This is a genomic window from Pseudarthrobacter sp. MM222, assembly GCF_947090775.1.
GTDB lineage: Bacteria > Actinomycetota > Actinomycetes > Actinomycetales > Micrococcaceae > Arthrobacter.
The window spans coordinates 868,095-883,104 of sequence record NZ_OX352321.1; the positions used below are offsets into that span (position 1 = coordinate 868,095).

At 68.5% G+C, this 15,010-nt stretch carries 6 protein-coding genes; 3 read left to right on the forward strand and 3 right to left on the reverse strand.

Going from position 1 to position 15,010, the window contains the following annotated elements; translation table 11 throughout:
* Positions 1-22: 22 nt before the first annotated feature.
* The 3 genes from OM977_RS04120 to OM977_RS04130 form a co-directional block, all read right to left on the reverse strand.
* The gene (locus OM977_RS04120) at positions 23-814 is read right to left on the reverse strand and encodes a hypothetical protein (RefSeq protein WP_264356270.1); all 792 of its coding nucleotides are present in this window, start codon (positions 812-814) and stop codon (positions 23-25) included.
* A 64-nt stretch (positions 815-878) separates the two neighbouring features.
* Complete coding sequence (locus tag OM977_RS04125) at positions 879-5,402, reverse strand: DUF6531 domain-containing protein (RefSeq protein ID WP_264356271.1); 4,524 nt, start codon at positions 5,400-5,402, stop codon at positions 879-881.
* Positions 5,403-5,899: 497 nt separating this feature from the next.
* Positions 5,900-6,181, reverse strand: coding sequence for a hypothetical protein (locus tag OM977_RS04130; RefSeq protein WP_028275663.1), 282 nt, complete (start codon positions 6,179-6,181; stop codon positions 5,900-5,902).
* Between the two features lie 229 nt (positions 6,182-6,410).
* Here OM977_RS04130 and OM977_RS04135 point away from each other — a divergent pair, with 229 nt between their 5' ends.
* From OM977_RS04135 to OM977_RS04145, 3 genes are all read left to right on the forward strand, one after another.
* A complete protein-coding gene (locus OM977_RS04135; protein WP_264356272.1) occupies positions 6,411-9,254 on the forward strand; it encodes a hypothetical protein in 2,844 nt (947 codons plus the stop codon).
* A gap of 17 nt (positions 9,255-9,271) precedes the next feature.
* Positions 9,272-10,600, forward strand: a complete 1,329-nt coding sequence (locus OM977_RS04140) for a hypothetical protein (protein WP_264356273.1) — start codon at positions 9,272-9,274, stop codon at positions 10,598-10,600.
* 64 nt (positions 10,601-10,664) lie between these two features.
* Positions 10,665-14,984, forward strand: a complete 4,320-nt coding sequence (locus OM977_RS04145; RefSeq protein ID WP_264356274.1) for an FtsK/SpoIIIE domain-containing protein — start codon at positions 10,665-10,667, stop codon at positions 14,982-14,984.
* Positions 14,985-15,010: the final 26 nt, after the last annotated feature.

Consider the following 15,010-nt stretch of genomic DNA (forward strand, 5'->3'; position numbering starts at 1 on the left):
ACCCTTTCTAGGCCTGTTTTGCTCACCATCCGAGTGCGCTTTGCAGTTGGTCGCCACCGAAGCCGACAGTGCCACCTCCAAAGGCGCCTCCCCACAGTCCCACGGTATTCGTCTGGTTGTAGTTGAACATGCCGTTCAAAGTCCGAGGAGCAAAGTATGGCATCTGCCTTAGGGTGCTCACGCCGGTCTGGTTGAACGCTGGTATACGCCCCACCGGTATCGCGGCAGCACCCGCTCCAAACAGGCCTGTCGCGCCGGCCTTCACGGGGTCAATCGGCTTCCCTGCGACGACGTTCTCCAGCATCGAACCTGTCCCCGCGCCCACGCCACTGATGGCCATCGTTCCGGCCTTGGCAACCATGCCGGTCGACGACAATGACATCCCTCTGGCGAGGCTGCCACCGGCCGGCCCCGCCAGGCCGCCTACGGCACCGGCGAAGCCACTACCTGCGGTCTTCCCTGCAAAGTCCCAGCCGTTATTGATGCGCCATCCGTTCTGATAAAGGTAGCTCGCGGCGCCTGCGCCCGCACCTACGACGCCATTGGCGCCGGCACTGACTCCGATCGCGGCCGCGGCTTGGCCTGCCGGGGCACCCGCAATAATGCTCTTGGTCCACATGGCCGCGCCGCCACCTGCAGCGCCGGTGGCCGCGCCTACCGCAGTGTTGCCGAGGACCGACCACCAGTCGACCGAACCCTTTTGCGATTTCTGGGAAAAGACCGAGAGGCCACCTGAGGTCAATGCCCCAGCGATAGCTCCTGCCGCGATGATGTTTAGCCCCGGCACGAACAACGCAGCGACGCCGACGGTCACGGCAAGTCCCGCAGCAATGTATTCCCAGTGGCTCCCGGCCGATTTATCGTAGGCCTTCAGCTCGTCATCGGTGAGCGGACGCAGCCCGGTGGGGTCGGTGGTGTTGAGCGGGTTGTTGCCTGCGTAGGCGTAGGGGTTGCCGTCCCAGCCCGCGCCGAGGACGGGGGGAGGGGTCGGTGGAGAGGAAGCCTCGCGCGCCCGGGTCGTACGCCCTGGCACCGAGCCATTCCAGGCCCGCGATGTCCAGGCCTCCATTGCCGGTCAGGGTGATCCCGGCGGGCAGCACGCCCGCCAACCCGGGCACAGCACCCAGACCAGCGGCACCAGCACCGGCAGTGCCACCCGGACCCGGGTCAAGGACTGTCGGCGCGCCAATGACGGCCCAGGGGTCGGTCTGGTCGGTGGGGCGGGCGGCGCGCCAGCCCGGTGCGATCCAGGCGTCTCCGATCCCGGTAACACCACCGCGCAACGACAGAACCTGCCCGCCACCAATGCCCGTGAGAGTGGGGACCGGGTTGGCGGTATCCCACCACAACTCGGACCCATCAATACCAGCCAGCTCGCCCAGGGCATCCACCCACAGCTCATGCCGGGAGGTTTCCATGCCGTCGGGCGTGCGGTCGGCAACGATCTTCAGCTGGCCGCTCTGGCCCCACGCATACTCGGTCCAAGACCCGTCCGGGTGGATCAGCCGGGTACGGCGGCCCAGGCCGTCGTGGACGTACTCCGTCCGGGTGCCGTCCGAGCCGGTGACGGCCAGGAGTTGCCCCGCGGCGTCGTACTCATAGGCCCGGGAACCGGACGGCGTGGATTCCCGGAGAAGGCGCCCGCCGGCGTCGTACACCCATTCCGAAACCAAAGCCGGCACCGAAACCGGCGCCGAAGTATCCGGAGTCCCATTGCGGGTAGTGGTGGCTGTGGTCATTTGCCCGGCGCCGTCGTACCCGTAACGGGTCACGACACCGGCCCGGGTCAGGGCCGTGATCCGGCCGTCCCCGTCCCGGCCGATCAGTGTGGCATCGGCTTTGTCCGGGTGGGCGCGGTCAGTGCGGCTGTGCTCGGACAGGCTCCCGTAGCGGTAAACCCATTCCTGGACGAGATCCCCGGCGGTGGCGGAGGTGATACGCCCCGAGGCGTCGTGAGTGAACACGGCCTCTCCGAGCCGGGGGTTGCTGACGGCGGTTACCCGGCCCGCAGCATCCCGGACATACGTGGTGTTGGTTCCGTGCACGTCGGTGAATCCGGCGCGGTTCCCGTCGGCGCCGTACTCCCACGACATTCCCCGGCCGCCTCGGGTGCGGGAGGTCAGCTGCCCGCGCCGGTCAAACGCCAGCTCGTGCTCCACCGCCAACCCGTCCGCGCCCGTGTAATCGGTGATGATCATGCGGCGGCGGATCAGGTCGCGCTCGACGGCGGCCAGCAGCTTCCCGTCAACCGAAGTGGAGGTTTCCCGGCCGGCCGAATCATACGACCAGGTGGTGGTGTGCCCGTCAGCATCGGTCTGGGACAGCTGCCGTCCGGCGGGATCGTAGCTGGCGGTGCTCACCCGGCCGAGTGGATCGGTGACGGAATCGACCTGGTCCGTGGCCGTGTAGGTGTGGGTGGTCACCCCGCCCAAGGGATCGGTGATCCGGACCAGGCGCCCGCGGACGTCGTATTCGAACAGGGTCCGTCCGCCGACGCCGTTGACGGTCTCGGTCAGTTCCCCGGCAGTGTTGTATTTGAACCGGCGGGTGCCGTACCAGGAGTCCTGGGAAAAGCTCAGCCGCCCGGCCTTGTCGTAGCCATACCGGGAAACGCCCCGGCCGGGGCTGCGGCGGGACAGGAGCCGTCCGCACGGGTCGTACTCGAAGGTCTCGACCTCGCCTGTGGGCAGCGTCCGGGCGGTGACCCGCTGGTCGGCGTCGTAGGCCAATTCCGTGACCGCACCGAGCGGGTCCGTGGTCTTCCAGGGCCGCCCGCACCCGTCGTACTCATAGCGGGTAACGGCACCCGAGGGAGAGGTGACCGAGGTGATCTTCCCGGCCACGTCCCGGCCCAGGACCGTTAGGCCGCCTTCGCCGTCGACGAACTCCACCGGGTTGCCCGCCGCGTCATAAGAGATGAGCTCCGCGGAGCCGTCCACTCCCTGGACCTGTGTGGGGCGCCCGTACTTGTCAAAGCTGTATGTCGAGGACGCGAACGAGTCCTTCAGGGTGGCCGTCCCGGCCCTGCGGTCCGTCGTCGCGTACGTGCGGACCCCGGTGGGGTCCACGACGGCGGTCTGGGCACCGACCTTGTCGTACTCCCGCACCCAGTCATGGCCCGCGGGGTCCGTGACCCCCACCAAGCGCGAAAGCGTGTCGTGGACAAAGCCCCAGCGGGCGCCGTCGGGCAGCACCGCGCCCGTGACGTTGCCGAGCTCGTCGAACACCCGCTCAATGGCCCGGCCCAACGGATCCATCGTCCGGACCAGTTCACCATTGACGGCGTATTCAAGTTCGGTCCGCCCGCCGTCCGGGGCGACGAACGCCGTCGTCCGCCCCGCTGAATCGTGTTCGAATGCCCAGACGGCGCCGTCCGGGTCCTCACGCCGCACCAGTAGGCCCGCACCGTCGTAGCCGAAACGGGTCTCAGCGCCGGACGGGCTGAGCGCCGCAACCGGGCGGCCTGCTTGGTCACGGACGATCCTCGCGACGTCCCCGGCCGCGTTCCGGGTCGAGACCAGGTCCCCGTACCCGTCGTACTCAAACCCGATCGCCACTCCTGCCGGGTCTACCACCCGGACCAGCTGCCCGTTCCGCCACTCCAGCTCGGTGCGCCCGCCCAGCGGGTCCAGGATGACCGCGGGGTCCCGCGACACGTCATCGGCATACTCATACGAGACGGCCGCCCCGGACTCCGTCACCAGGGTGGTGATGCGGTCCTGCTCATCCCAGCCGTAGGTGAGGTCCGCACCTTCCGGGGTAACGGTCCGGATTTTCCGGCCCCGCCCGTCGTAGGCATTCACCGTGACGGATCCGTCGCGCTCCGTGAAGGACACCAGGTTTCCGTGGCCGTCATACGCCATGGACTGACGCTGGTCATGGGAATCGAGCACACCGACCAGGCGGCCCTTCGCGTCGGCGATCCACGAGTTGGAGCGGGTACCGTCCTCATCCGAAACGGCTGTTACCCTGCCCGGCAAATACGCGAACCTGGTCCGGCGGCCATGCTGGGTCACCTGCAGCACAACCCTGCCGTGTTCGTCGTAGGTGTTCTCGGCCTCAAGAACGCCCGCGGCCGAAACCACAGCCTCGATCAGGCCCTGCTCATTCCACCGGTACGTGCGCGTCCCAAGTTCGGTTGCCACACGCGTCAGCCTGCCAGCGGAGTCGTATCCGTACTCGACGCGGCGCCCGTCCGAGGCGCGCACCACGGCAACCAGACCAGCCACGTACTCGACGTCGAGGAAACGGCCCCGCGCATGCACCAGCCGGGCCACCGGTCCGGCACTGCCGCCGTCGGCCGGCTTCTCCCGGAGAACGGACACCGTCCGGCCGGGCCCTGACCCGGTACCGAGCCACACGCCGGCGGCGCTGTAGGCCCACCAGGCGCCTTGATTGTCCCGGACCACCAGGACCTCGGACGTGCCCTCCGGAACGGAGTCCAGCTCCGCCAGGTCAGCCGCTTTTGCGGGCTCGCGGGTCAGCCAGTAATTCTCGCCCACCCCGCGACCCCAACCGGCGCCCTCGCGGGGAAAGTCCACCGCCCGGCCGTCGGCCATCACCCACCGACAGCCGTCATCCGAGACCGTGAGGTACTGATCCAGAACCGAGGCCCACCCCGGACCAAACACCCCGGGCACCTCCAAACCCGACGCCAGCGAGTTGTACATCCGCGAAAGCACCACATTTGAGGCAACGCCGGCGAACCCCAGATCCGATTCCGGCTCAATGAAGTTTCCCGTCGCGGTGTTCACGGGATCATTCGCGTACCCGCTGGTGGGCATTGCGCCCGCCGCCTTCGGCGGATCGACCACCAGCGCTGACCGGGTCGCGTTCACGCCTGCCGCTGCCAGGGCCTCATTCACGGCCGCGTCCGAGACCGTCGAGACGTTTCCCTCACCGCCCGCGGCTGCAAACGCGTCCGCGACAGTTACCGCCCACTTCGCGTCGTTCTCGTTGGCCGTCAGATACGCCCGGTAGGCCGAGAGTACCCCTGAAGCGTCAATCGAGCCCCAGTAGCAACTGGAAGCGAACGCGGACAGTTGATCTTCCAGCGTGCCCGGGACCGAGGACAGGCCCTCATCCAGGCCGCGGGAGTTGGCGGCGAAGGACCGAAGATTGGCTGGCCGCGCGGAGGAAGTGCCGCCCCCGTACCCGCCTCCGGGCGGCGGTGTTTCGCGGGACCCGGTATTGGCTCTTGCCGGGGCAAACCTGGGAGCATTTCCCGGCTCCGCGCCTGGCCGCTCTTCCTCGCCGAAGATCCAATCACCAGCTTGCTCGAACACATTCCGGTCGTTATGCCGCCGAACCCATTCGTTGTTCCTCTCACGCCGGGCGTCCTCTTCATGCCCGGCGTCAATCATCTGCCGTACGTATCCGGCCACCGTCCGCAACTCGGACACCAACGCATTCGCGTCGTTCCTCGCTGTCGCAGCGTTGGCTTCAAAAACCTCAGAGAAGTGCCCGTTGAAGTCCTCCTTCGCCGACGCGACGTACGTCGCGCGCGAGCCCGACTGCTCCGCAAGCCTTGAGGCCGCCGACTCGAAGGCCGACCTCACCGACCCGGCCACGGCGTAACTGAACCGCCCACCATCAGAAGCATCTGAAGCCGGCAACATCGGCATCTCAACGAACTCGGTCACAACCAAGGCCCCCCACTGGACAAATCTGGAAAAAGACGAACAACCATCAACACGCAGCAGGACCGGCACCCGCCGGGGAAGTAACCACCAGAGCAGGGACGGTCCGAAAGAGACTCAGGCCGGGCCAGGAAAACCCGAAAAACCGGACCAGGAAAACCCGGAACCGGCCGATAAGACCAAAACTGTGCGATAGCCAGGTAACCGCCCGCTCCCCAGAGCGGCGCGACTACCCGGCCCTCACACCCTCACGCACAGGCTCAGGCGCCGCCGCCAGCGGAGAAGATGTCCTGCGAGATCTTCTGCAACTGCCCCCGCAATTGCTCCAGCTCTTCTTTGGCCTTGTCCAAAGCGGCTTTCGTTTCCGGCCAGGTCGAACCACGGAACTGCGCAGCCAAAGGACCATCCCAGATATTCGGATCCGACAATACCCGTCCCTGCGCATCCAGCGCCGAGATCTGATCCGTGAAACCGCCGTTAATGATCGACTGCACCTGCCCAATCGCAGCCTTCGCTTGCTCAGTAGACAACACACGAGACATAGAAATTCCTCCCAAGAGACAACCGCTTCTCCGCCGGACACGTAACCGCCGGCGACCAGACGAAGCCGACGCTACCAACTCCAGCCAATAAATCCAACAAAAAGAGAAACCCCTGCGGCAAAACTATGGCTGCCCAGATCACACGCACCCCGAGAGACCGCAATTAGTCCATTCGCGAGCGCAACCCCGTATCATGCTTGAGGCACAGCGAACAGAATGAGGGACGATCATGCCCAGACGGACTTTTACGCACGACACCCCGGGGCGCAGCATTGGGCCGGGCCGGGCGCTGGGCGCCGTCCTCGTCGCCCTGGGCCTGATCGCGACGACGTCGTGCAGCCAGGCCCCGGAGCCGAAATCGGTGGACAACCCGGTCAAGCTCCTGCAGAGCGTGCGCGTGGGCCTGTCCCCGGCGGCCGGAGTTGAGACGATAGCTGGCACCACCATCTCCGTATCCGCGGCTGGCGACTCCTCCGCGGCGGACACGAGTTACGACGCCGCCCAGGTGGTGGGTGAACTGCCGGTGCGGGTGAGCCTGCAGTACCGGGCCGGGGAGAGGTCCGGCTCCGACCTCACCGAGCTGCAAGGCCACACCGGGCCGGTCGAGATCGACCTGACACTGGAGAACCTCACGGTCAAGCCGCGGGTCATCGCATACGATGCCGCGGGCCAGACCCGCTCCGAAACCGCCCTTGTGGGCGCCCCGCTGACTATCGCTGCCTCAACGAGGCTCACCGGTGTGCCGGCCGGTGACGTCACCGCGGGTTCCCCAGACGGCGGAACGGGGACCAACGGCGTTCTGAGCAGCACCGAGGACGGCGCCACTGTTGTGCAGTGGGCCACCGTGCTGGCCCCGCCGCGTTCCGGCGCGAGCACCACGCTGCGCCTCGTCGCCGACGTCAGGGACTTCCAGGTCCCTGCTTTCGACGTGGCGATCCAGCCGGGCCTCAACACCGACCTCAGCGCGGACGGCGTCCTCGCCGGCGCGTTCTCCTCTGGCACGGGCTCCGAGATGGCTCTGCAGCGCCGCACCATCGCGCTGGTGTCGGATGTCAACACTGTGCTGACAAAGGCCGGATCCGCCATCACCGATGTTCGCCGAAACCTGCAGGTCACCTCCCAGACCCTGGGTGCGAAGACCGCGGGCGAGTTGCGCGATAACTCCACGGCCCTGGCCGCGACCATGGTGGACCTGAAGGAGCAGCTGAAGAATCTCGGCGCCGACTTGGAGTCCACAACGAAGACAACGCAGTCCACCACTGCGTCCCAGCTGAAACTGACCGTCTCTGCCGTGGACGCAATGCTGGGCGATACCTCGGCAGTGCCCACGACGGCACCAATCAACGGCGACGGCTGCGCAGCCGACGTGCCCAAGTCGGAGAAAGCGGCCACGGTCTACTCCAGCGTCCAAACCATGGCCTCCCAGCTCGACGCCTACGCGAAGGTGAGCGCCGGCTGCCGGGACATCGTGGCGGGTGCCATAAAGGACACCATGGGTCCCGAGAACCCCACCGCAGAAGAGTGCGCGGAGCAGGGCTCGATGACCTGCTCCCTCTACGGCTCCGCCGTGACCGTCACCGGGGCGCTGCTGGGCCTGGTGAAGAAGGGCGACGAGCTTGTTGGGGACCTGCAACCGCAGGTGGTCGAGGGCGCGATCAAGGATCAGGAGGCCTCCACCGTCACGCTGGAGCAGGTGCGTGCCGATGTGGCCGTGATCCTCGACGGCGCAGAGACCCCCGAGGACTACAAGACGGCCCTCGCAAACGTGGACAAAGCGATCAAATCCGCCCAGGCCTCCACCGCCGCGACCCGCGAGGCGGTTGCGGCGGTCCGTGACAGAATCGACGGCCTGCGAGAGAAGCTGATCGACGTCGAAAAGACGGCCAATGGCGCCAGGAGCGAGTTGGGTGACGGTTCGCTTTTGAAGGGCTCGATGTTGCAGCAGAACCAGCGTCTCGCCGACGAGCTATGCAAGATGGCCGACGGCACCTTACCCCGGAAGGGGCAGCTGTCCGCCGAAGATGTGGAGCGGTTGCGCTCCTACTTGACGGCCGCTCCGTGTGAGCAGACGGATGACAACGAAAAGCCGGCGGGGGAGCTGCGCCCACCGAACGGGTTCAAGGATCCGCTGGATGCACGGCTAAAGGACCAGACAGCTGCCTGGGACGCGGTCCTCGCGGCCACCGACACCAGCGCCCCGGACCAGGCGTTCGGTGAGTTGCAGACGTCCATCGATGACATCGACGCCAAGCTGCACGAAATCAGCGAGGCCACGAAGGCGCTCGACCGCGCCGCCACGGGCGACGTCACGAGCACGAGGCGCGAGCTTGAGGGCCTGAACGACGGGCTCGGCGACGCGATCGAGTCCTCCGGCCGGGTCGGCACGACGCTGGCGAAGCTGAAGGAGCAGCAGGACGGGCTTGGCGAGAAGATCAAGCAGTCCCTCCGCGAAGTCTCGGCCGAGACCGCCGCCGAGGTCTTCAAGACCGTGGACGTGCAAGTGCGCCAGGTTGCCGAGATCGGCGGCGCGAGCTCCGAAGCCGTGATCACGGCCTTCAACCGCTCCATCGCCGGGTTGAAGTCCACATCGGACGAGGTGGTGAACGACGCCGAGGGCACGGTGAACAAGCAGCGGGACGAACTGCTCGAACAAAGCGACGCCCTGGCCGCATCCCTGGCCAAGAGCACGCAGTCCTCGCTAGCGAGCATCGCTTCCGGCACTTCCGGCTCGACCCGTGACGTCGACGGCGCACGCGCCCTGCTGTCCTCAAGCCTGAACAAGGTGATGCTGGACTTGGGCGACCGAGCGGTGAACGGATCCGGCCTGCTCGGCTCCATGGCCACAAGCGCCGCCAAAGCCGGCACCGCTGACTATCAGCTGGCACTGGCATCCCAGAATGCTGAGGGGTACGCCAACATCCGGTCCCGGGACGTGGCGGGGCTGCTGCTGCGCCAGGCACAGTTCAAGGCCTCGCTCACCGCCGTCGACGAATTGCCACCGTTCCACCTCGAGGTGCCGGACGGCGCGACGTCGCAGACCCTGTACACGCTGACGATCGGCGGCGCCGCGTGAGCTCCCGTAGCAGGATCATGACGCTGATCGTCGCGGCGGCCGCCGTCGTTGTGGCGGCTACGATCGCCCTGACCTTCACGCTGAACCGCCCCAAGGATGTGCCTCGGCCTGATCCGGTAGCAGCGACGGTTCCCGTTGAGCTGAGGGCCGAGGGCTTGCCGAAGAACTTCTCCATCGGCGTCGTCCTCACGCTGGGCCAGTCCGGCGAGCCCGGCTCCGAGTACAACCAGGCGGCTCAGGGCGCGATCGTTGCCGCACAGCGCTTCGCCCAGGGGGGCGCCGCCGTCGTACTCTCGGCCCAGAACGACCGCGGCACGGAGGACGGCGCCCGTGCCGCCGTTCGCGCGCTCGGCGAGCAGGGAGTGTCGGGTGTCGTCGTGGCGACCACAGGTCCGCAGGCCCGGGCCGCGGCTAAGACCGCCGAGGAGCTCGGCCTCCCGGCGATCCTGCCTTACGCCCAACCGTTGGACCCCGCGCCGGCCACCTGGACCACTGGGCCGTCGGGCGAATCGGCCGAGGCCGCCCTTCGAACCGCGCTAAACGGCAAGAACAGGGTGCTGCTCGTCGCGGACGGCGGTGAGATCCCGCCCACGGCCGGGATTGCGCAGACCCTGAGCCTCGACGGCTTCGAACAGGTGACGGACCTGGCCCAGGAGGCCGCCATCCAAACAGGCGACCAGCTGCGCCCACCTGTCGAGGGCGCCCCCACAGGTGCGGAGTCCACGAGGGTCGCCGAGCCCGCGGACGCCGTGGTCGTCTCGGCCGCCACCCCGCAGCGTCTGGCCCGGCTGGTCCAGGCCCTGCAGTCCCGCGACGTGTCCGTCCCCCTGATCATTCCGGCCGGTGCTACCGCCCCGGCCTTCGCCTCCACGCTTGCCGAACTCGACGGCGCCGCCTCCGGGCAGCTGGTCAGCGTTGCCCCGGCCGGCGGCGACGCGACGGCGCTCCAGCAGGACGCCCACGGACGCGGGATGTCCGCTTTCCTCTCCGCCGTGCGCCTGGCATCCGGCGACCCGGAGATCAAGAATTTGACGGCCGACGCCACGTTCGCCGCGGACGCATGGGCGGCGGACTCATGCAGCCACGACGCCGTCGTCGCCCTCGTGCGGGCGGCCGCGTTGGCTGACAGCGGTGATCCGGTCAAGGTCGGCGCGGCGTTGCGCACTATGTCGTTCGGCCCCGGTGAGGGCCTCGCCGGGCCGGCGCTGGATTTCTCGCGCTCCGGGGCGCTGAGCGCGGAGACAGTCCCGGTCTACGCATCCTCCCAGGACCTGGGCCTGCGCCCGCCGGACGAGAACGCCCCGCGGCTCGTCTGGGTGCCGGCGCCGGCGCCGGCAACACCCTGACAACCTGTCCCCGGCTCGCCCCTGAGCCGTCGGGTCACCATTCCACCACGGAAGGAGCGCCCCGGTGCGTGTGCTGATCGACCTGGACGAGCGTCGCTTTGAGTGCGAGGTGGCTCACGCCGCGCCGGCCACCACGCTGGCGGACTTCGTGGAGGCCGCCGGCGGCCCGCGGCTGGCACCCGATGAGGCGGTGTTTGTGGACGACGCCGAGGTGCGTGGTTCCACCCCCGTCTCGGAGCTGATCTTCCTGGAGGGCAGCCGCATCTCGCGGGAGCCGTGGCCGACTCCGCAGCGCGTGCGCGGTTGGAGCGTGACGCTCGCCGGCGGGCAGCGCACCGGCGGTGTGACCGACGTTCCGCAGGGGCGCGAGATGCTCATCGGCCGGTCCCCGCACGCCGATTTGAGCCTTCCCACCGGGAGCGCGTCATGGGACCACTGCCGATTGCGCCGCGAAGAGGACGGCTTACGGGTGCTGGATGGCGGGTCCACGAACGGCACCCTCGTCAATGGCGAACCCGTCGGGGAGGACGGGGTCCTGGTCACCGAAACCGCCACGATCACGGCGGGAGGCACGGTGCTCCTCCTGCGCCGGTCCCTGGACGAGACGCCCGCCCCGGCGCCCGGCAGCTTGAACAACCTCACGCCGGCGGCGACCGCGCCCTTCAACCGGCCGCCTCGCCCCGGGCAGGCCCGGCCGGGCGACACCCTGGTCCCGCCGAGCCGCAAGGAAGTGCCGCCAGCCAGCAAGTTCAGCTACATCACGGTGCTGGCGCCCCTCGTGATGGCCGGGGCGATGGTTTTGCTTCTGGGGGACATGCGCTTCGCGATGTTCGCCATGCTCAGCCCAGTGATGGCCGTGGGCATGTGGTTCGAACAAAAGCGCCGTCATGCCCGGGGCCTCAAGGAAGAGGACGCGCGCTTCGCCGGGGCGATCCAGGAGTTCGAGCAGCAGGTCCGCGCGGCTGCAGCGGTTGAGACCGCACGACGTCATCGGATGATCCCCGATCCCGCGACCGTAGTCCGGCGCCCCGCACTCCCCGCCACGTCACTGTGGCAGCGCCGCGCAGACGCCGACGACTTCCTGGCCCTGCACGCCGGCACAGGTGACGTCCCCTGGAAGCCCGAAGTGGACCGCGCGACAGGCGGGCGGCTGGACGAGAAGGTGAAGGAGTCCCTTGCGGCCGCGCGCCTGCAGGCCGCGCCCGTGCTCGTGGACCTAACCGACGCCGGCGTGGTGGGCATCGTGGGGCTGCGGGAGGGGGCCCTGGCCCTCGCGCGATCCCTCCTTGCCCAGGCCGCGGTGCACGTGGGCCCAGCAGACCTGACCGTCGGCGTCTTCTGCGACGCCGGGCGCGCCGACGAATGGGAATGGGCCTCTTGGCTGCCGCACACGCGCCAGGCCGGGAGCAGCACGGGGGAGCGGTGGATGTCCGCGCACCGCGAGACGAGCGTCGCCATGCTCCGGACACTCAAGGATGCAGTCCAGGAGTTGCCCACACCCGCTTTGCTGGTCCTCCTGGACTCCGAGGTGCTCACGGAGGGCAGGGACGCCCCGGCACGCGCGCTGCTCGGCACGGGCCGGTCCATGCCAGGGGTTCACGTAATCCCGCAGCAGCGCCCGCCCCGGGTGGCGGGCATCGTCATCGCGTCCTCGGAGGAGCAGTTGCCGGCCTCCTGCACCACGATCATCAGGGTGGGGGAGGACGCCGCGGCCACTGTGGACCAGCCGGAGGACCTGACCCGCGTGGAGGACGTCATCCTGGCGGGCCTGGACCAGGAGGAGGCCCTGCGCTGCGCCATGCGCGTGGCGCACTTCGATGATCCGGAGCTGAGCGTGCCCGGCGCCTCCCTGCCCCCGCTCGTGCGGCTGCCCGGGCTCCTCGGCTACGACCGCCCGGACTCGACCACGATCCGCCGCCTGTGGCAGGCTCCGACCGAATTTTCCACGCCGATCGGCACAGGGGAGAACGGCACCCTGACCCTGGACCTGGTCAAGGACGGCCCGCACGGCCTGGTCGGCGGCACCACCGGCTCCGGCAAGTCTGAGTTTCTCCGCTCTCTCGTTGCAGGCCTCGCGGCACGCAACGATCCGACCCGCCTGAACTTCATCCTCGTCGACTTCAAAGGCGGGGCGGCGTTCAAGGCATGCGAACGCCTCCCGCATACCATCGGCACGATCTCCAACCTGGACGAGCAGCTCGCTGACCGGGCCCTCCGGGCCCTGGAGGCCGAGATGGAGCGCCGCCAGAGGGTCTTCGCAGAGGCCGGCGAGGGCATCGACAACCTGACCGCCTATCTGGCCACGAAGCCGGCCGAGCCGATGCCCCGGCTGCTGCTCGTGATCGACGAGTTCGCTATGCTTGCCAAGGACTTCCCGGACGTGCTCAAGGCGCTCGTCAGCGTGGGTGCAGTGGGCCGCACCCTGGGTGTGCACATGATCCTGGCGACACAGCGCCCGGCCGGCGTCGTCAGCGAGGACATCCTCGCGAATACGAACCTTCGGGTGGCCCTGCGCGTGCAGAGCCGCGACGACTCCAACAACGTCATCGGTGTGCCCGCCGCCTCGGCGATCGGCCGGGCCCAGATGGGCCGCGCATTTGTGAAACTGGGCCAGGACGACATCACGCCCGTACAGACAGCCCTCGTGACCGGACGGGCGCAGCTCGGGGGCGGCTCCGCCGTGGACGTGCGCGAGGTACGCCAGTTTGGCGTCCCCGTGCCCGCCGCAGCGCCACCGCGGGCTGCGGCCGTGGACGAGAACGACCTGGACCTCCTCATCGACGCGGTTGTCGAAGCCAACGCCGAGGCAGGGTACGCCCGGCCACGGCAGGTCTGGCCCGAGGCCCTGGGCGAGCGCGTGGAGCTGGAGGGTTTTCTCCCTCAGCCGGACGGCGGTTTCCCTGCCGAACTGTCCGGCTCTTCCACCGACCCGGCACCCCGGCTCCTGCCGGTGGTGGGCGCCGTCCAAGGCTCCTCTGTCCTGGTGACGATCGTGGACGAGCCGGACCTGCAGCGCCAGTCCGCGGGGGGATGGGACATGTCCATGGGGAACCTGATGCTCATGGGTGTGGCCGGCTCCGGCACGAGCACCACGTTGGCCTCGATCGCGCTGACACTGGCGAAGGACGCCGATCCGGCCGAGCTGGATCTGATGATCCTCGACTTGGGCTCCCGTGAGCTTGAGGCGCTCGAAGGCCTGCCGCACACCGTGGCGTATGTGGGAACCGGTGCCGGTGCCAAGGAGCAGCAGGCCCGCTTCCTGCGGCACCTGCACACAGAGCTGGAGAACCGCCGAGCGGATCCTGGCAGGCGCCGCCGCACGGTGGTGCTGCTGGACGGCTTGGCCTCGCTGCGGGATGAGTTCCAGGATTTCGAAGGGCAGCAGCTGCTGTCCCTGCTGTACCGGGCCTACGCGGACGGCCCGGCACTGGGTCTGTCCTTCGCTGTCTCCACCACACGCGCCAAGGCGGTGCCCTCGGCCATGAACGAGGTGACCCTGCAGAAGTGGCTCTTCCGGCTGGCGGACGCCTACGACTACTCCTCGCTCGGCGTCCGGGGCAAGGAGATCCCTGCCGCGCTTCCTGGCCGCTGCGTGGATCCCCGCACCTCGCTCCAAATGCATGTGGCCACCCCCGGCATCGGGGTCGAGGCTGCGGTGGAACGTGTGCGGCAGGTCTGGGCGCATGCGCCCGCGAAGACCGCGGCCATCAGGCGCCTGCCCACCGACGTCACGATGCTTGAGCTCGGCGTGGAACCCCGGCTGGAGGCCGAGCCTTGGCTCATCCCGGTGGGAATACGGGAGGCGGACCTCGCCCCCGCGTTCCTGGAGATCTACGAGGGCGAGCACGCGCTTATCGCCGGGCCCGCCCGTTCGGGTAAGTCCACGCTGCTGCTTGCCCTGGCCGCAGCCCTGCGGGGGGTTGCCAGCTCCCGGGGGCCGGCGCAAGTGTGGGGCATCTGCGATCGCCGCTCGCCCTTGGCCCATGCCGGCCTGGATCGCGTAGCCGTGGGCACGGACGAGGTGCCGGGCCTGCTGGCCTCCTTGCGGCTCGAGCGCGGCACAGTGTTTCTCCTGATCGACGACGCGGAGCGATTCGAGGACGCCGATCAGTCCATCGCGGGGGTCGTGACGTCCGGGCAGCCGGGGCTTTGTATCATTGCGGCCGGACGGGCCGCGGATCTCCGCGGGCTGTACAGTCACTGGACCAAGACGCTCCGCAAATCCCGCCTGGGCGTGCTGCTGCAACCGGACGTAGATTACGACGGCGAGCTGCTGGGCGCCGTACTCCCGCGCAGGGCGCCTGTGGCGTTGACTCCTGGGCGCGGATACATCGGGGTAGGCGGGCAGCTGGCGCTGATTCAGTCGATGAGCGCCGGGGGCTGAGCCCGACGTCGAGCGGACACCAAGCA